The sequence below is a fragment of the Paraburkholderia sp. A1RI_3L genome (genome assembly GCF_048957895.1).
In the GTDB taxonomy this organism is placed as follows: domain Bacteria; phylum Pseudomonadota; class Gammaproteobacteria; order Burkholderiales; family Burkholderiaceae; genus Paraburkholderia; species Paraburkholderia kururiensis.
The window spans coordinates 747,321-764,989 of sequence record NZ_JARCHA010000001.1; the positions used below are offsets into that span (position 1 = coordinate 747,321).

At 66.4% G+C, this 17,669-nt stretch carries 16 protein-coding genes; 4 read left to right on the forward strand and 12 right to left on the reverse strand.

The genetic code is table 11. From position 1 onward, the window contains the following. The first annotated feature begins 60 nt into the window (after positions 1 to 60). Positions 61 to 3,474, forward strand: coding sequence for a fused isobutyryl-CoA mutase/GTPase IcmF (gene icmF / locus PXJ20_RS03540; RefSeq protein ID WP_421030188.1), 3,414 nt, complete (start codon positions 61 to 63; stop codon positions 3,472 to 3,474). A 69-nt stretch (positions 3,475 to 3,543) separates the two neighbouring features. Here the strand turns inward: icmF and PXJ20_RS03545 are convergent, their stop codons facing one another. Continuing rightward, positions 3,544 to 4,503 (reverse strand): NAD(P)H-dependent flavin oxidoreductase, encoded by a 960-nt coding sequence (locus PXJ20_RS03545; protein ID WP_421030189.1) that lies wholly within the window; start codon positions 4,501 to 4,503, stop codon positions 3,544 to 3,546. A gap of 282 nt (positions 4,504 to 4,785) precedes the next feature. Here PXJ20_RS03545 and PXJ20_RS03550 point away from each other — a divergent pair, with 282 nt between their 5' ends. Further along, positions 4,786 to 5,682: an alpha/beta fold hydrolase gene (locus PXJ20_RS03550; RefSeq protein WP_017772517.1), complete on the forward strand. Its 897-nt coding sequence runs from the start codon at positions 4,786 to 4,788 to the stop codon at positions 5,680 to 5,682. Positions 5,683 to 5,752: 70 nt separating this feature from the next. On the opposite strand, the gene PXJ20_RS03555 is transcribed toward PXJ20_RS03550, so the two are convergent. Continuing rightward, positions 5,753 to 6,235 carry an Lrp/AsnC family transcriptional regulator gene (locus PXJ20_RS03555; protein ID WP_421030190.1) on the reverse strand — a complete coding sequence of 161 codons (483 nt, stop codon included), beginning with the start codon at positions 6,233 to 6,235 and terminating at the stop codon, positions 5,753 to 5,755. A 120-nt stretch (positions 6,236 to 6,355) separates the two neighbouring features. On the opposite strand from PXJ20_RS03555, the gene PXJ20_RS03560 reads away from it, so the two are divergent. Next, positions 6,356 to 7,297 (forward strand): DMT family transporter, encoded by a 942-nt coding sequence (locus PXJ20_RS03560; protein WP_421030191.1) that lies wholly within the window; start codon positions 6,356 to 6,358, stop codon positions 7,295 to 7,297. Positions 7,298 to 7,574: 277 nt separating this feature from the next. Here the strand turns inward: PXJ20_RS03560 and PXJ20_RS03565 are convergent, their stop codons facing one another. The 6 genes from PXJ20_RS03565 to PXJ20_RS03590 are packed head-to-tail and all read right to left on the reverse strand — an operon-like array spanning position 7,575 to position 11,762. Further along, a complete protein-coding gene (locus PXJ20_RS03565) occupies positions 7,575 to 8,501 on the reverse strand; it encodes an MBL fold metallo-hydrolase (RefSeq protein ID WP_421030968.1) in 927 nt (308 codons plus the stop codon). A 40-nt stretch (positions 8,502 to 8,541) separates the two neighbouring features. Next, entirely contained in the window at positions 8,542 to 9,006 is a 465-nt protein-coding gene (locus PXJ20_RS03570) for a MaoC family dehydratase (RefSeq protein WP_413212922.1), read from the reverse strand. Further along, positions 9,003 to 9,230: a DUF1289 domain-containing protein gene (locus PXJ20_RS03575; RefSeq protein WP_126879226.1), complete on the reverse strand. Its 228-nt coding sequence runs from the start codon at positions 9,228 to 9,230 to the stop codon at positions 9,003 to 9,005. Before PXJ20_RS03575 ends, PXJ20_RS03570 begins: the two co-directional genes overlap by 4 nt. Further along, positions 9,230 to 9,763, reverse strand: a complete 534-nt coding sequence (locus PXJ20_RS03580; protein WP_026120985.1) for a YbaK/EbsC family protein — start codon at positions 9,761 to 9,763, stop codon at positions 9,230 to 9,232. Before PXJ20_RS03580 ends, PXJ20_RS03575 begins: the two co-directional genes overlap by 1 nt. A 53-nt stretch (positions 9,764 to 9,816) precedes the next feature. Then, the gene (locus PXJ20_RS03585) at positions 9,817 to 10,743 is read right to left on the reverse strand and encodes a hydroxymethylglutaryl-CoA lyase (protein WP_199542848.1); all 927 of its coding nucleotides are present in this window, start codon (positions 10,741 to 10,743) and stop codon (positions 9,817 to 9,819) included. A gap of 53 nt (positions 10,744 to 10,796) precedes the next feature. Continuing rightward, positions 10,797 to 11,762, reverse strand: a complete 966-nt coding sequence (locus PXJ20_RS03590; protein ID WP_421030192.1) for a 2-hydroxyacid dehydrogenase — start codon at positions 11,760 to 11,762, stop codon at positions 10,797 to 10,799. 244 nt (positions 11,763 to 12,006) lie between these two features. Between PXJ20_RS03590 and PXJ20_RS03595 the strand changes: the two genes are divergently transcribed. Continuing rightward, on the forward strand, positions 12,007 to 12,645 hold the full coding sequence (locus PXJ20_RS03595) for an RBBP9/YdeN family alpha/beta hydrolase (RefSeq protein ID WP_421030193.1): 639 nt from the start codon (positions 12,007 to 12,009) through the stop codon (positions 12,643 to 12,645). A gap of 39 nt (positions 12,646 to 12,684) precedes the next feature. Here the strand turns inward: PXJ20_RS03595 and bioB are convergent, their stop codons facing one another. Genes bioB through bioA form a run of 4 tightly spaced genes read right to left on the reverse strand, consistent with a single transcriptional unit; the run spans position 12,685 to position 17,099 of the window. Next, entirely contained in the window at positions 12,685 to 13,758 is a 1,074-nt protein-coding gene (bioB, locus tag PXJ20_RS03600) for a biotin synthase BioB (RefSeq protein ID WP_421030194.1), read from the reverse strand. A 40-nt stretch (positions 13,759 to 13,798) separates the two neighbouring features. Then, complete coding sequence (gene bioD / locus PXJ20_RS03605; RefSeq protein WP_421030969.1) at positions 13,799 to 14,545, reverse strand: dethiobiotin synthase; 747 nt, start codon at positions 14,543 to 14,545, stop codon at positions 13,799 to 13,801. A 17-nt stretch (positions 14,546 to 14,562) separates the two neighbouring features. After that, positions 14,563 to 15,753, reverse strand: coding sequence for an 8-amino-7-oxononanoate synthase (gene bioF, locus PXJ20_RS03610; protein ID WP_421030195.1), 1,191 nt, complete (start codon positions 15,751 to 15,753; stop codon positions 14,563 to 14,565). Then, positions 15,753 to 17,099, reverse strand: coding sequence for an adenosylmethionine--8-amino-7-oxononanoate transaminase (bioA, locus tag PXJ20_RS03615; protein WP_421030196.1), 1,347 nt, complete (start codon positions 17,097 to 17,099; stop codon positions 15,753 to 15,755). The genes bioF and bioA overlap by 1 nt, the downstream gene beginning before the upstream one ends. Between the last annotated feature and the right edge of the window lie 570 nt (positions 17,100 to 17,669).

Consider the following 17,669-nt stretch of genomic DNA (forward strand, 5'->3'; position numbering starts at 1 on the left):
CCATGTCGTTTGTCTATACTGGGCAGACAACCCGAACCCGTAGGACGACCCGGGGGAGACATGACCGACCTTTCCACGCCGCAGCGCGCCGGCGGCCACAAGCCGCTGCGCTCGCCGCTTCCGGTTCGCCGTTTGCGCTTCGTGACGGCCGCCGCGCTGTTCGACGGCCACGACGCGTCCATCAACATCATGCGCCGCATCCTTCAGGCGAGCGGCGTCGAGGTCATTCACCTCGGCCATAACCGTTCGGTGGACGACGTCGCTACCGCCGCGCTCGAAGAAGACGCCGACGCCGTGGCCGTATCGAGCTACCAGGGCGGGCACGTCGAATACTTCCGCTATCTCGTCGACCTGCTGCGCGAACGCGGCGGCGAACGCATCAAGGTGTTCGGCGGCGGGGGCGGCGTGATCGTGCCCGAGGAAATCGCCGGGCTGGAACGCTATGGCGTGGCGCGCATCTACTCGCCTCAGGACGGCCAGCGGCTTGGCCTGCAAGGCATGATCGACGACATGATTGCGCGCTGTGGTCAGGCCGTGATGTCGCGCGATGATCCTGCTGCGGACTCACGCGACGATGCCGCGAGCCCGCACGGCGCCGCGCAGAGCCTACGGGCCGACACCCTCGCTTTACCGGCCGACCCCACGCCGGTTTTCCATCAACTCGCCGTGCTCATTTCCGCGCTCGAAACCGGCCAGGCCGGCGTGCCGCTGCGTGCCGAACTGGCTGCGCGTGCGGCCGCGCGGCGCGTGCCCGTGCTCGGCGTGACGGGCACGGGTGGCGCGGGCAAATCGTCGCTCACGGACGAAATCGTGCGGCGCTTCCGGCTCGACTTCGACGACGCACTCGCCATCGCCGTGCTCGCCGTGGACCCGTCGCGCCGCAAGTCCGGCGGCGCGCTGCTGGGCGACCGCATCCGCATGAACGCGATCGGCAACTGGGGGCACGGCGCGCGCGTGTTCATGCGCTCGCTCGCCACGCGCGAAGCGTCGAGCGAAATTTCGGATGTGCTGCCCGACGCCATCGCTGCCTGCAAGGCCGCGGGCTTCGATCTGGTCATCGTGGAGACCTCCGGCATTGGCCAGGGCGACGCGGCCATCGTGCCGCTCGCCGATCAGTCGCTCTACGTCATGACGCCCGAATTCGGCGCGGCGAGCCAGCTTGAAAAGATCGACATGCTCGACTTCGCCGACGTGGTCGCCATCAACAAGTTCGACCGCCGCGGCGCGGCCGACGCATTGCGCGACGTCGCCAAGCAGGTGCAGCGCAACCGCGGCTTCACGGCGGCGCCCGATGCGATGCCCGTGTTCGGCACAGTGGCGTCGCGTTTCAACGACGACGGCGTGACGGCGCTCTATCAGCACATCGCGCGCGCACTGCGTGAACACGGACTGCGCGAGGGCGGCGGCACGCTGCCGGCGCTCGACGGCCAGCGTCATTCGAGCGGCCTGCACGCCATCGTGCTGCCCGCGCGCGTGCGGTATTTGAGCGAAATTGCCGAGACGGTGCGCGCGTATCGGCAGCGCGTCGTCGCGCAGTCGCAACTGGCGCGTGAACGCTGGCAGCTGACGGAGACGCGCCGCATGTTGGCGTCGAGCGGAAGCGTCGAGGCCAACGTCACGAACGCGCGCGATACAACAGCGACCGCCACGACAGGCGAACAAATCGATGCGCTTATCGCCGAACGCGAAGCACAACTCGGCGAGCGCGAAAAGGCGCTGCTCGACGCGTGGCCGCAAACCGTGGCGGCGTACTCGGGCGAAGAACACGTCGTGAAAGTACGCGATCGCGAGATTCGCACGGCGCTCACCGTCACGACGCTCTCCGGCACGACGATGCGCAAGATTTCGCTGCCGAAATTCGCGGACCCCGGCGAGACGCTGCGTTGGTTGATGCTCGAAAACCTGCCCGGCCATTTTCCATTCACGGGCGGCGTGTTTGCGTTCAAGCGCGAAAACGAAGACCCCACGCGCATGTTCGCGGGCGAGGGCGACCCGATGCGCACGAACCGCCGCTTCAAGCTGCTCGCCGAGGGCATGCCCGCGAAGCGCCTGTCCACGGCGTTCGACTCGGTCACGCTCTACGGCGAAGAGCCCGACGAGCGGCCCGACATCTACGGCAAGATCGGCAACTCGGGCGTCTCGGTGGCGACGCTCGACGACATGAACGCGCTCTACGACGGCTTCGATCTGTGCGCGCCGGACACATCGGTTTCGATGACCATCAACGGCCCCGCGCCCGCCATTCTCGCCATGTTCTTCAACGTGGCCATCGAGCAGCAGATCGAACGGCTGCGTGCGCGCACAGCAACCGAAGGCCGCGAACCGACGGGCGAAGAAATCGACGCGGCACGCCGGCACGCGTTGCACAACGTGCGCGGCACTGTGCAAGCCGATATCCTCAAGGAAGACCAAGGGCAGAACACCTGCATCTTCTCGACGGAATTCAGCCTCAAGGTGATGGGCGACATCCAGGCCTGGTTCGTCGATCAAGGCGTGCGCAACTTCTATTCGGTCTCGATCTCCGGGTATCACATCGCCGAGGCCGGCGCGAACCCCATCTCGCAACTTGCCTATACGCTCGCGAATGGCTTCACGTACGTGGAGGCGTATCTCGCGCGCGGCATGCACATCGATGCCTTCGCGCCAAATCTCTCGTTCTTCTTCTCGAACGGCATGGACCCCGAGTACACCGTGCTCGGCCGCGTGGCACGCCGCATCTGGGCGCTCGCGATGCGCGAGCGTTACGGCGCGAACGAGCGCAGCCAGAAGCTCAAGTATCACGTGCAGACCTCGGGGCGCAGCCTGCACGCGCAGGAAATCGACTTCAACGATATCCGCACCACGTTGCAGGCGCTCATCGCGATCTACGACAACTGCAACTCGCTGCACACGAACGCATTCGACGAAGCCATCACCACGCCCACGGAAGAATCCGTGCGGCGAGCGCTCGCCATCCAGCTCATCATCAATCGCGAATGGGGGCTCGCGAAGAGCCAGAACCCGAACCAGGGCAGCTTCGTGATCGAGGAACTGACGGACCTCGTGGAGGCCGCGGTGCTCGCGGAGTTCGACCGCCTCACCGAGCGCGGCGGCGTGCTGGGCGCCATGGAGACCGGTTATCAGCGCGGACGCATTCAGGACGAGTCGCTGCTTTACGAGCATCGCAAGCACGACGGGTCGTATCCGATTGTGGGCGTGAACACGTTCGTGAATCCGCATGCGCACGAGGCGCCGGCCACGCTCACACTCGCGCGCTCGACGGAAGACGAGAAGCGCAGCCAGCTCGTGCGGCTGCGCAGCTTCCAGGCACGTCATCGCGACGACGCACAGCCCGCGCTGGCACGCCTCAAGCAGGCTGTCATGGACGACGCGAACGTATTCGAGGTGCTGATGGACGCGGTGCGCGTCTGCTCGCTCGGGCAGATCACGCACGCGCTATTCGAGGTGGGCGGGCAGTATCGGCGGAATATGTGAGGACGCGAACGCGCCCGGTTATGAGCGGGCGACGCTGACGGGCAGCGTCAGTGTCAACGCAACGCAAACTCAGCGCGCAATGCCCAGCCGCGCCTTCGTCTCGTCGTATTCCTTCTTGAGTCGTGCGACGAGTTCGGCCACCGTGGGAACGTCGTCCATCAGGCCCACGCCCTGGCCTGCGCCCCAGATGTCTTTCCACGCCTTCGCCTTGTCGCTGCCGAAGTTCATGCGCGACTTGTCCGACTCGGGCAGCGCGTCCGGATCGAGCCCGGCGTTCACGATGCTTTCGCGGATGTAGTTGCCGTGCACGCCGGTGAAGAGGTTCGTGTAGATGATGTCCGCCGCATTCGCCTTGATGATGGCGCGCTTGTAGTCGTCCACCGCGTGCGCTTCCTGCGTCGCGATGAAGCGCGTGCCCATGTAGGCGAGGTCCGCACCCATCGCCTGCGCCGCGAGAATCGAGCCGCCGTTCGCGATGGCGCCCGAAAGCACGATGGGCCCGTCGAACACGCGGCGCACTTCACCGACGAGCGCGAACGGCGACATCGTGCCCGCATGCCCGCCGGCACCCGCGGCAACCAGAATGAGACCGTCCACGCCGGCTTCGAGCGCTTTGCTCGCGTGCCGCATGTTGATCACGTCGTGCAGCACGATGCCGCCGTAGCTGTGCACGGCGTCCACGATTTCCTTGGCCGGCGCCCGCAGGCTCGTAATGAAGATGGGCACCTTGTGCTCCACGCACACGCGAATGTCCTGCTCGAGCCGCACATTCGACTGATGCACGATCTGGTTCACGGCAACGGGACCGATCACGGCGTCGGGGTGCGCGGCCTTGTGCGCCGCGAGCTGCCGCTGGATCTGCGTGAGCCATTCGTCGAGCAATTCCGCGGGCCGCGCATTGAGCGCGGGAAACGAGCCGACGATGCCAGCCTTGCATTGCGCGAGCACGAGTTCGGGATAGCTGACAATGAACATCGGCGAAGCGACGACAGGCAGCGCAAGGTTTTGCAGGACGGCGGGCAAGGCCATGGCGAGAGTCTCCTGAGTGACGGCCGCGTGAGAGTGGCAAGCGGCTCGACGATATGAGTGTAGCGGTGAAGCAGAGCGGTGCAGGGTGCACCGCGTGTCCCATCATGTGGGTTGTTTTGGAGAACGATCGTTCGATTATAGGCGATGCATCTGCCTTGCACGACGGGCCTCGTACTGGAAGGAGTGTTCGGGTTCTACGGATTGCGTGCGCCATCCCACCTCGAAGGTACCCATCCGCGTTCTACAATTCGCGAACCAGACCAACAACGACAAGAGACGACTATGTCCTTCGAGGCGTTCACACCCTTTCACGTGACGACTGCGACAAGCGGTGTCGATATTTTCGGGGTGAAGGGCGGGGCAGGTCCGCCCTTGCTGCTGCTTCACGGCCATCCGCAAACGCACATGATCTGGCATCGGTGCGTAGCTGCGCTGGCGCGGCACTTCACGGTGATTGCCACCGATCTGCGCGGCTATGGCGCGTCGGCCAAGCCCGCGAGCGACGAACGGCACACGCCGTACTCGAAACGCGCGATGGCCGCCGACCAGGTCGAGGTGATGCGTCACTTCGGCTTCGAGCGTTTTCTCGTCTGCGCCCACGACCGCGGTGCACGGGTGGCGCACCGCATGGCGCTCGATCATCCCGGCGCCGTGGAGCGGCTGATGCTGCTCGACATCGCGCCCACGCTCGCCATGTACGAGGCCACCGACCGCACCTTCGCCACGCTCTACTTCCACTGGTTCTTCCTGATCCAGCCCGAGCCGTTGCCGGAGACGCTCATCGGCGCGAATCCCGATGTCTACGTGGAGCGCGTGATGGGTGGCCGCCATGCGGGTCTCGCGCCGTTCGCGCCGCAGGCGCTGGACGCGTACCGCAGCGCGCTGCGCCAGCCCGGCGCCGTGCATGCGATGTGCGAGGACTACCGCGCCTCCGCGACCATCGACCTGGAACACGATCGCGCCGACATCGAACGCGGCAACAAGGTGGCGTGTCCACTGCGCGTGCTGTGGGGCGAGAAGGGCGTGGTGGGCCGCTGCTTCGATCCACTCGAAGAATGGCGCAAGGTGGCCCGCGACGTGAGCGGCCGCGCGCTGCCATGCGGTCACTACATTCCAGAAGAGGCGGCGGAGCCGCTGGTCGACGAGATGCTTTCCTTCTTCGAGGCGCTGGACCGCTGACGCGTCCTTGGGGGCCAGGCATTAGCGTGAACAGGCCCTGGCGCTCACCTACGACACGCGCGTTGCTCAATCACGGCAACGGCGGCAGCCGCCTTGCCACGGGCGTGGACTTCACGATGGCCGTGCTCGTTTCGGCGCGCTCGGTCACCTTCGCGAGAATCTCGTCGAGCTGATCGATGGAGTGCAAATAGAGCCGCGCGATGAAGCAGTCGTCGCCGGTGACCTTGTCGCATTCCACGAACTCGGGAATCCGCCGGATCACTTCTTCCAACAGGTGCAGCTGTCCCGGCAGCGGCTTCACGCGCACGATGGCCTGCAAGGTGTAGCCCAGCGCGCGAGGATTGAGGCTCACCGTGAAACCTTCGATCACGCCCTGCGCTTCGAGCCGCCGCAGACGTTCGGTGGTGCTCGGCGCCGAAAGTCCGATGCGGCGCGCGAGTTCGCTCACGGGCTGACGCGCGTCCTCGGCGAGGGCGGCGATGAGTGTGCGATCCGTTTCGTCCAGCGTGACGGGCGCCGGACGTGCGGCAGGCGATGCAAGGCGTTTATTCATGATGGCCTTCGATTCATAGGCGAACGGGCATTCAAGCCTCAATTTCAGCATATCTCTCGCGAGCCCGACTCTCTACACTGAATCGCAACTTCGTGTTGTCGACAAAGGAGAGTGACTGGCATGGCTTCAAGCGAAATCCGCCGCGGCGCCGCCGAGATGACCGTTGCGATGCTGATGTCGGGATCGATCGGCTGGCTCGTGGTGTCGTCGCAGCAATCCGCGCTCAACGTCGTGTTTCTACGCTGCGTGTTCGGCAGCGCCACACTCGCATTGATTTGCGCCGCGCTGGGGCTGTTGAAACGCTCGCTGCTGTCATGGCGCGTCGTCGGGCTCGCGATGCTTGGCGCCATCGCCATCGTGCTCAACTGGATTCTGCTGTTCGCTGCGTATTCGCGTGCGTCGATCTCGATGGCCACGGCCGTCTACAACACGCAGCCGTTCATGCTCGTGGCGCTCGGCGCGGTCGTGTTTCGTGAACGCATTACCACGTCCACAGTAGTGTGGCTGCTGGTGGCGTTCGTGGGTCTCGTCTTCGTCGTGAAGGTGGAACCCGCTGTGCTCGCCGTGCCGGGGCAATACCTGCAAGGCGTTGCGCTCGCGGTGGGCGCAGCGTTCCTCTACGCGGTGTCGTCGATCATCACGAAGCACTTGAAGGGCACGCCGCCGCATCTCATCGCACTCGTGCAACTCGCGTTCGGCGCGGTGGCGCTGGCGCCGCTCGCGCGCTTCGACGCGATGCCGGTGACGGCAGTGCATTGGGCCCAGCTCGTCACGCTCGGCGTGGTGAACACCGGCGTGATGTACGTGCTGCTCTACGGCGCCATCCAGAAGCTGCCCACGGCGATGACGGGTGCGTTGTCGTTCATTTATCCCGTGGTCGCCATCGTGGTGGACCGCGTGGCGTTCGGGCAGCGCCTCGCATGGATTCAACTGGTAGGCGCGGTGCTGATTCTGCTCGCGGCGGCGGGTGTGAATCTGGGCTGGCGCGTGGTGCCGCAGCGGCGCGGGCGTCGGCGTGAAGCGGAGTCTGCTGCCTGCAATGCGTCTGTAGGCCGCCGTTAAGCCTGCGTCAAAATTCTGTAGGGAAATCACCGATGCGGGGCCCAAGGGGCGCCGGTATGATGCGTGGGACGCTGATCACGTCGAAAATTGCGCCGTTCGCTGTCCGCTGAAAGTGTTCACTTTAGGGCTTGCGAGCGGCTTTCTTTTTGATGCGGCGGCTAGATGGTTTCGATGGCCGCTCTCACCGTTCCCGCTTTTTTCTCGCTTCACTCCCCCCTTCCGGCCTGCCTGATTGCGCACTTGATTGCCCGCGCGCTCATTTGCGCGCGTTGAGGCTTCATACCGACGCGTGCGGTGCCGTGATGCGTTCGCCCTCCACCAACAGCGCACCGCTTTTCGCGAGATCTTCGAGCACGTTGCGCATGAGCACGGGCCACGCGTTGCGCGGTGCGAGCATGGCGGCTGCTGCGCCGACGATCTGCGCGTCGTCGAGCATCTCGAGCAGTGCCGCAAACGTCGCTTCCCGCAGTTCGAGCAGCTTGAACACGGTCAGCACTTTCAGTGCGTTTTTTGCGTTGCGCGTGGGATCGGCCCGCAGCCAGGCCAGACGCGAAAACGCGCGGTCCAGCGCCTCGTGCACGTTCGCGAACGGCGCGCCGTGTCCCGGCACCACCACGGCAACGTCCAGCTTCGCAATGGCTTCGAGCACGGCCTGCTGCTCGGCAAAGCCTTCGTTGCTTTCGCCGTGCTCATGGGTTTCACCACCCAGCGCCGGAAAAATCACGCCGAAGCCGTTCTCCCATAGCGCGTCTGCGCTGATCAGTACGCGTTCGCTCGCGCAGTAAAGCATGACCGAATGCGGATCGTGACCCGGCGCGCCGAGCACCTCCCACCGCAGGCCGCCCAGCACGAGCGCGGTACCGGGCGCGAAGGTGCCCGTGAAAGCGAAGCGCTCGCAGGTCTGCGCGGTGCCGCGGAAGGTCAGACGGTGTTCGTCCCAGGCACTGACTGCTTCGGCTTCGGCGGTGGGAATCAGCGTGTCGCAGGTCCATTCGGCTTGCAGCCGCGCGTTGCCGCCGCAATGGTCCGAATGCAGATGCGTGTTCACGATGAGATCGAGCGGACGTGCGCCCAGCGCGTGCCGCACGAGTTCGACGGTCTGTGCCGCATGCGTCGCGTAACCCGTATCGACGATAGCGGTGCACGCGTCGTCCACGAACAGCACATTGTTGGACGAGAGCCAGCCGCGTTCGAAGACGCGCATGGAAGCGGGCAGGCGCGGCGTGATGGTGTTCAAGAGCGCCTCACGCAGCGGTGGCGATAGAAGCCGATGTCGCCGGCTTCGGCATCACGAGAATCGTCGCCTTGCCCACGACGACGGTTTCGCCGCGCTGGTTCGCGACGCTGCCTTCCAGTTGCACGAGGTCGCCGTTGAGGCTGGGCTTCCACCAGGCGTCGCGCACGCGCCACGTCATGACGAGCGTGTCGCCTTCATGCGCGGCGCGCTTGAGCTTGACGTCGAACTCGAGGCCGAGCGGCTGTGCGTACTGCGAGAAGTGCGTCGCGAGCAGCGCCATGAAGTGCGCCGTGGGCTGCGTGCCCGATGCGATGAGCCCGCCGAAGCGGCTTTGCGCGGCGTACGCGTCGTCGTGATGCAACGGGTTGCGGTCGTCCACGAGCGTGGCGAACGACTTGATCGACTCCGCGCTGAGCGCGAGCGTGCACGTGCACGTTTCGCCAATGGTCACGACACGCGGCGGCGCGTTCATGGCGAGCCGACGAGTTGCGCGTGGCGCCGCTCGATGGCGTCCCACACGGCGCGTTTCGCGGCATCGTCGAGCGACGACCAGCCGGCGATTTCGTCGATGGTGCGCAGGCACCCTTCGCACCATCCGGTGGCCGCGCTCATCTTGCAGACGTTGATGCACGGCGACGGCACGGGCGTGCGGTCCTGCGCACGCAGCGGCAGCGTGTGGTCTTGCGATGCGCTCATCAGGACGCGTCGCGCAGCGCGACGTCCACGACAGGCGCGCCGGTCAACGCGATCAGTTCGTCGGGCGAGAGGTTGAACACCGCGTGCGGATGCCCCGCCGCGGCCCACAGGCTTGCGAGTTCGAGCAGGTCCGCGTCGATCAGTGTGACGGGCGGCACGGCGTGCCCGATCGGACAGACGCCGCCAATCGCGTAGCCCGTTTTCTCGCGCACGAACTTCGCGTCCGCACGCCCCACGGCACCCACGTGCGCCGCCACCTTCTTTTCGTCCACGCGATTCGCACCGCTCGCGATGACGAGCACCGGCGCGTCGTCTTCCACGCGGCGAAACAGGATCGACTTCGCGATCTGCGCGACCGAGCAGCCGAGTCCCGCCGCCGCTTCCGCCGAGGTCTTGCCGGTCTCGGGCAGCATGACCACGGGCTTCGCGTGACCGCGCTCGCGCAGCAGCAGCGCGACGCGCCGCGCGGAGTCGGGCAGGGCGTCGAGGTTGTTCTGGTTCTCTTGGGTATCGGGTGCGATGTTTTCCGTCATGTCGGTGTTTCCGTTCGTGTTCATGTGCAGCGGTCTTCGGGCGAGCTTCGCGGTTACACGCAACGGGCCGCAGCGTCGCGCGCTTTCGCGAGCAGTGCCTTGCCGGCACGCGAAACGTTCGCGCGGCCAATGGCCGTCGAGATGAAATCGCCCGCAGCCACCACCTGATCGAGGTCGATGCCGGTGCGAATGCCGAGGCCGTTCATGAGGTACAGCACGTCTTCGGTCGCGACGTTCCCCGTGGCGCCCTTCGCGTACGGGCAGCCGCCCAGGCCCGCCACGGACGCGTGAAAGATCTCGATGCCTTCCAGCAGCGCCGCGTAGATGTTGGCGAGCGCCTGGCCATACGTATCGTGAAAGTGGCCCGACAGTCGTTCGCGCGCAAACACCTTCGTCACGGCCTCATAGACCTCGCGCGTGCGCTTCGGCGTGCCGACGCCGATGGTGTCCGCAATGTCGATCTCGTCGCAGCCCAATGCCGCGAAGCGCTCCACTACGTCCACCACGGAGGCCACCGGCACCTCGCCCTGATACGGGCAACCGAGCGCGCACGACACGCTGCCGCGCAGCCGCATGCCGTGCGCCTTGGCGGCGTGCGCAACCGGCGCGAAGCGCTCGATGCTCTCGGCAATGCTGCAGTTGATGTTCTTCTGCGAGAACGCTTCGCTCGCGGCGCCGAAGATGACGATCTCGTCGGCGTTCGCGACCTGTGCGCCTTCGAAGCCGCGCATGTTCGGCGTGAGTACCGAATAGATCGCGCCCGCGCGGCGCTCGATGCCGGCCATCACTTCCGCGCCGTCGGCCATCTGCGGCACCCATTTCGGCGAGACGAACGACGCGGCCTCGATGTTCGGAAAGCCCGCCGCCGAAAGCCGGTTGATGAGTTCGATCTTGATCGCGGTGGGCACGAAGTCCTTCTCGTTCTGCAAGCCGTCGCGCGGCCCCACCTCAACAATCTTCACTGCTGCTGGCAATGCCATGTGTGTCTCCTGCGGTTGTTCTGCTGCCGGTGTGGTGTCTCTGGCGGCCAGCCTCAATAGCCGCGCTCGCGCTCCACGATGCCGCTGATCGGCTCCCCGCGCGCGAGCGACGCGATCTTGTGCGCCACCTGTTCGATGCTTTCGTCGCGCAGCGTCTGCGCCGCGCTGTGCGGCGTGATGGTGATGCGCGGCTCGCGCCAGAACGGATGATCGGCGGGCAACGGCTCTTCGCGAAATACGTCGAGCGTGGCCGCCGCGATCTGGCCGTGCGCGAGCGCATCGATCAGATCGTGTTCAACCAGATGTCCGCCGCGCGCCACGTTCACGAGATACGCGCCGCGCGCGAGCTTCGAAAACGTGCGCGCGTTCATGACGTCGGCGGTGTCCGGCGTGTGCGGCAGCAAATTCACGAGTACCTTCACGCCATCGAGAAACGCGTCGAACGCCGCGCCATGCAGTTCGCCCGACGAGCACGCAATACCCTCGATCTGTTTCGCGTTGCGGCTGAAGCCGCGCACCGGCAGGCCGAGCGCGGCCAGCGCCTGCGCCACCTGGGTGCCCAGCACGCCGAGTCCCATCACGCCCACCGTGAACGTGGCGCGCGGATGCGGTTCCAGCACCTTCCAGCGGCGCGCCTGCTGAAGCTGTTCGTACTCGTCGAAGCGGCGCAGGTAGCGCAGCACGGCATGCGCGATGTACTCGACCATCTGCTGGCCCATGCCCGTGTCTTCCAGCCGCACGAGCAGCGCCTCGCGCGGCAGCGTGCCGGGGAATTCGCGTTCGAGCCCGAGTATCGCGTCCACGCCCGCGCCCAGGTTGAAGATGGCGCGCAAGTCGTGGCGCCCCGCGAAAAGCTCGCGCGGCGGACGCCATACCACGGCATAGTCGGCACTCGCCTGGTCGCCGGGTTGCCACTCGCGCAACTCCGCTTGCGGCAGCGCCTGTTGCAGACCGCGCAGCCAGGCGTCGTTGTCTGAGGTGTCGTGGTTCGAGTGCGGCTGATAGAACAGGATCTTCATCGAATGCGCGTGGGCTTTAGAAGGCTCAGGAAGGCACGAGCGGGCGGGCAGAACGCCTGCATGTAAGCGGCGGCGGCCATGCGGAAGCGTCCATTCTACTTTTTCGACCGACGTTGCGCCCGCGCGCAGCAAGACGTTCACGCCGAAGCGGCGCGATGGAAAAAACAAAGCAAAAAAAATTGGTTCGGCGCGGCGACGGTGCAGGCCACAATCCGTTCACAGATTCCGGAAGCGAGGAAAAATCATGCTTTCGTGCAGCAAATCGGTGTGGCCGCCGCGACTCGTGACGGTGCCGGGCCTTCATGGCAGCGAGGGTGCGCACTGGCAGACCTGGCTCGAGCGTCAGTTTCCGCGCGCGTTGCGCGTGGAGCAGGCGGACTGGGATGCGCCCAATCTCGCAGCGTGGGGCGAGGCGCTACGCGCGCTGCTGGCACGTGAGCGCGGGCCGTTCGTGCTGGCCGCGCACAGCTTCGGCTGCCTCGCGACCGCTCACGCGTTGCTGCAGGGCAGTTGCGCCGCGGATGTGGCGGGCGTGCTGCTCGTCGCGCCCGCGAGTCCGGAGAAATTTCGTTTTGCGGGCGCCTTCGAGCCGCGGCGGCTGCCGGTGCCGTCCATCCTGATCGGCAGCGAGACGGACCCGTGGATGCCCGCCGCCGGTGCCCTCGCGCTTGCGCAGCACCTGGGCAGCGCATTCGTGAACCTGGGCGACGCGGGGCACATCAACACGGCCGCGGGCTTCGGGCCGTGGCCGCGTGCAAAGCACTTCGTCGATACGCTGATTCACTGCGCGGCCCCGCGCCGGTTTCGCGAAGGGGCGGGTGAAAACACGGCTGAAAACGCGGGTGAAGACCCGGTGACGGAGGATGCGCACGCGTTCGTGTAGCGGCGCCGCTGTCCTCAAAGCATCAACGTAGGCGTTCGATCAGCCGTGGCGGCAACCTTCGTGCTCATGCGCGTGCTTGTGCTCGTCCGCGGGCAGCGCGTTCGCCGTCTCCGCACGAATGCCGAGCCGCGCGAGCAGTTTGCGGTCCGCTTCGGCCTGCGGGTTGCCGGTGGTGAGCAACTGATCACCGTAGAAAATCGAGTTCGCGCCCGCGAGGAAGCACAGCGCTTGCAACGCGTCGTCCATCTGCTCGCGGCCCGCCGAGAGGCGCACCATCGCGCGCGGCATCGTGATGCGCGCCACGGCAATGGTGCGCACGAATTCGAACGGGTCCAGTGCTTCCGTGCCCGTGAGCGGCGTGCCGTCCACCTGCACGAGATTGTTGATGGGCACCGATTCCGGATACGGGTCCATGTTCGCGAGCTGCGCGATGAGCCCCGCGCGTTCACGCCGCGATTCGCCCATGCCCACGATGCCGCCGCAGCACACGTTGATGCCCGCGTCGCGCACGCGTTCGAGCGTGGCGAGCCGGTCTTCGTAGGTGCGCGTGGAGATGATCTGCCCGTAGAACTCCGGCGAGGTGTCGAGGTTGTGGTTGTAGTAGTCGAGCCCCGCATCGCGCAGCGACTGCGCCTGGTGCGCTTCGAGCATGCCGAGCGTCACGCACGTTTCGAGCCCCATCGCCTTCACGCCGCGAATCATGTCTTTGATCGGCTCCAGATGCCGGTCTTTCGGATTGCGCCACGCGGCGCCCATGCAGAAACGCGTCGCGCCGTTCTCCTTCGCCACGCGCGCGGCGGCCAGCACGGCGTCCACTTCCATCAACTTCTCGGCCTTGACGCCCGTTTCGTAGTGCGCCGACTGCGGGCAGTACGCGCAGTCCTCCTCGCAGCCGCCCGTCTTGATGGAGAGCAGCGTGGAGAGTTGCACGGCATTCGCGTCGAAGTGCTCGCGATGCACTTGCTGCGCGCGGAACAGCAGGTCGTTGAACGGCAGATCGTAGAGCGCGACCACGTCGGCGACTTTCCAGCGGGCGCTGGTGGCGTTCGTCGTGGTGGCCTGCACGGTGGCCGTTGTTTGCACGTTTGAGGTTTCGATGGAAGTGGAGGGCATGTCGTGAGTCCTTCGTGTCCAGGTTTGTCTTGAGCGTGTTCTATTGCGTGTTGAGCGGCGAGCGACGCGATGTGTCGAGCGCGCAGAGCGTTTGCAGCAGCGATGCCGTGTCGAGGCAATCCGCCGCGGCATCGGCCGACGGATTCGCGAGATGCGGTACCACGCCGACGAGCGGCGCGTCGTGCTCGCGGCCCAGCCGTTCGCGCAGCGCGTCGATGTTTTCGTCGGCGAACGTCATGGCGGGATCGACGCGATTGGCCACCCAGCCCGCGAGACGCAACCCGCGGGCGGCGATGGCCTCCGCAGTGAGCAGCGCGTGACTGATGCAGCCCAGCCGCATGCCCACCACGAGCAGCACGGGCAAGCCGAGCATGCGGGCGAGGTCGGCGGTGTCGCAGGTGTCCGTGAGCGGCACGCGAAAGCCGCCCACGCCTTCCACCACCACGACGTCGGCGCGCTGCATGGCCTCGGCATGACAGGCCACGATGCTCGCCGGGTCCAGCGTCACGCGTTCGAGCGCGGCGGCAATGTGCGGCGCGGCCGGTTCTTTCAGCAGATACGGCGTGCGAATGTCGGGCGGCAACAGCACGCTCGCGGCGGCGTCGAGTTGATCGGCGTCTTCGTTGTGCCAGACGCCGTCACGCTCGAATGCGCCGGCCGCGATGGGCTTCATCGCCGCGGCGCGCAGACCCGCGCGCGAGAAGCCGCGCAGCAAAGCGGCAGAAACCAGCGTCTTGCCGATTTCCGTATCCGTGCCGGTTACAAAAAGCGAGCGCGGTTGCGTGATGTTCGAAAACGTCGCGCTCATGATGCGGTCTCCGCCTTGCTGAGGCGAAGCAGCGCGGCCTCGAGCCGGTCCAGGTCGCCATGCGAATGGCCTGCCGAAAGCGAGATGCGCAAACGCGACGTGCCGGCCGGCACGGTGGGCGGCCGGATGGCGGGCACCCAGAGCCCTTCGCGGTCGAGCGCCGCGGCCATGTCGAGCGTGGCGTCGTTCGCGCCGATGATGAGCGGCTGAACGGCGGTGTGCGAATCCACAGGCAGCCAGCAGGTTTCTTTGAGCAGCGCACGCGTGCGTTCGATCAGTGCGTGCAGATGCGCGCGCCGTTCGTCGCCTTCGTCGCCCGCGATGATCTTGAGGCTGGCCGACACCGCGTGCGCCACGGCAGGCGCGGACGCCGTCGTGAAGATGTAGGGCCGCGCGCGTTGCACGAGCCATTCGATCACCGTTGTGTGCGCGGCGACGAACGCGCCGGACACGCCGGCCGCCTTGCCAAGCGTGCCCACGAAAACGAGATGCGGCGAGCGCAACGCGGCCTGCGCGACGGCGCCGCGTCCTTGCGGGCCGAGCACACCGAAGCCGTGGGCGTCGTCCACGACGAGCCATGCGCCGTGGTGCTCGGCCAGCGCGAGCAGCGGCGCGAGCGGCGCTACGTCGCCGTCCATGCTGAACACGGAGTCGGTGACGATGAGCTTCGTTTGGGCATCCGAAGCGTCGAGCATCGCGCTCAGCGCTTCGACGTCGGCGTGCGGATAGATCTGCACGTCGGCACGCGAAAGCCGTGCGCCGTCGATGAGCGACGCGTGATTCAGTGCGTCCGAAAAGAGCGTCGTGCCGCGGCCCGCGAGCGCGGTGAGCACGGCGAGGTTCGCCATGTAGCCGGTGCTGAAGTAGAGCGCGCGCGGTGCGTCGACGAAGCCGCCCGCGAATGCCGCCAGGTTGTCTTCGAGTTGCGCATGCGCACGCGAATGGCCGCCCAGCAGATGCGAGCCGCCGCTGCCCGCGCCGTAGCGCTGCGCGCCTTCGGCGATGGCGGCCACGAGTTGCGGATGTGCTGCGAGCCCGAGGTAATCGTTGCTCGCGAAGCCGATCATGTCGCGGCCGTCCACGATCATGTGCGCGGCGCACGGCGAGTCGATGGTGCGGCGGCGGCGCGTGAGGCCGCGTGCGGCGAGGTCGGCGAGAGCCTGTTCGAGCGAGTCGAGCAACTGCATCAGTGCGCCTCCTTCAGCGTGGCGTCGAAAGTATCGAGCGTGCGTTCGGCGAGCAGCGCCTGTTCGTTTGCGTCGAGCACGTAGGGCGGCATCAGGTACACCGTCGTGCCGATGGGGCGCAGCAGCAGTTCGCGCTGCAACGCGTGCTGGAAGAAGCGGCGCGAGAAGGTCTTCGCCTGTTGGGCATCGTCGATGACGGCATCGAACGCGAAGAGCGTGCCGCACTGACGGAAGTGGCGCACGCGCGCATGCGTGGCCAGCGGCGCAAGCGCCTCGCGCAGATGCGCCGACTTGCGCGCGTTCGTGGCGAGCACGTCGTCGCTGGCGAAGAGATCCAGCGTGGCGAGCGCCGCGCGGCACGCGAGCGGATTGCCCGTGTACGAATGCGAGTGCAGGAAGCCGCGCGCCGTGTCGTCGTCGTAGAACGCGGCGTAGATGTCGTCGCGCGACAGCACGAGCGAGAGCGGCAGATACCCGCCGCTGATGCCCTTCGAAAGACACAGGAAGTCCGGCCAGATGCCCGCCTGCTCGCAGGCGAAGAAGGTGCCGGTGCGTCCGCATCCAACGGCGATTTCGTCGGCGATCAGGTGAACGCCGTACTGGTCGCACAGCGCGCGCAGGCCGGCGAGATACGAGACGTCGTGCATCGCCATGCCGGCCGCGCACTGCACGAGTGGTTCGACGATCAACGCCGCGATCTGCGCGCTCTTCGCTTCGAACAGTGCGCGCACGTCCGCAAGGGCGCGGCGCGCGGCGTCGGCGGCGCTTTCGCCGTCGCGCGCAAGACGCGCATCGGGCGACGCCACCACGTGCGCGTGGCGAATGAGCGGATCGTAGGCGTCCTTGAAGAGCGGCACGTCCGTCACGCCGAGCGCGCCGATGGTCTCGCCGTGATAGCCGTTCGCCACGCAGACGAACTCGCGCTTGTTGCTGAAGCCGCGATTGCGCCAGGCGTGGAAGCTCATCTTCAACGCGATCTCGACAGCGGATGCGCCGTCCGACGCGAAGAACGCGTGGCCCAGCGTGTGGTGCGTGAGCGCGGCGAGGCGCTCGGCCAGCTCCACGGCGGGCTCGTGCGTGCAGCCCGCGAGCATGACGTGTTCGAGCGTATCGAGCTGCGCTTTGAGCGCCGCGTTGATGCGCGGGTTCGCGTGACCGAACAGGTTGACCCACCACGAACTGACGGCGTCGAGATAGCGGTGGCCGTCGCGGTCGTAGAGCCACGCGCCCTTCGCGTGCGAGACGGCGACGAGCGGCAGCCGCTCGTGATGCTTCATCTGCGTACACGGGTGCCACACGGCGCGCAGGCTGCGGGCCACCCAGTCTTCGGTTGCCAGGTTGTTCAAGGCTCACTACTCCGGCGCATGGACGCAGCGGACGGTGCGCGAAGCGCGGCACGCTGCGTCGTCATGCGAATGTTTCGGGACTTCGGATCGGATCGCGTGGCGCTCGTGCGTTCGCGTCGCGCGAAGGCTGCCGGCAATGTGCGGTGCGGCGCGCATGGGTTGGGCGCGAAGTGCATCGAAGGCACGTTTCGCAGCGTCGCCATGCGGCTCGCCAGGACGGCAGCGGCGTCGAGATTAGCGCGTAACGAGCCGCAATGCACTACCGCGAAAATAGGCCCGGAAGCCTTGCTGGGCGGGCGTTCGAGGCAGTTCGGAACAGCACGGAACGGTTCGGGACAGAAGGCTCGAAATGGCCGTAGATGACGACGGCAAAGTGAGCTACCCCTTGTGCAAAAAATCGTGTGGAGCGTGGACGAAATGCGGGTTTTCGGTGGGACGTCCAAGGCTTTTCGCGAAATGCGACGCGCGGAGCGCGCTACGCGGGCAACGAGCCGCAACGACCGGAAGCGCGTGGGGAAGTGCGGCGAGTGGAGGTTGGAAGCGGCGGGGCGCTGGGAACGCAGCAAGTGC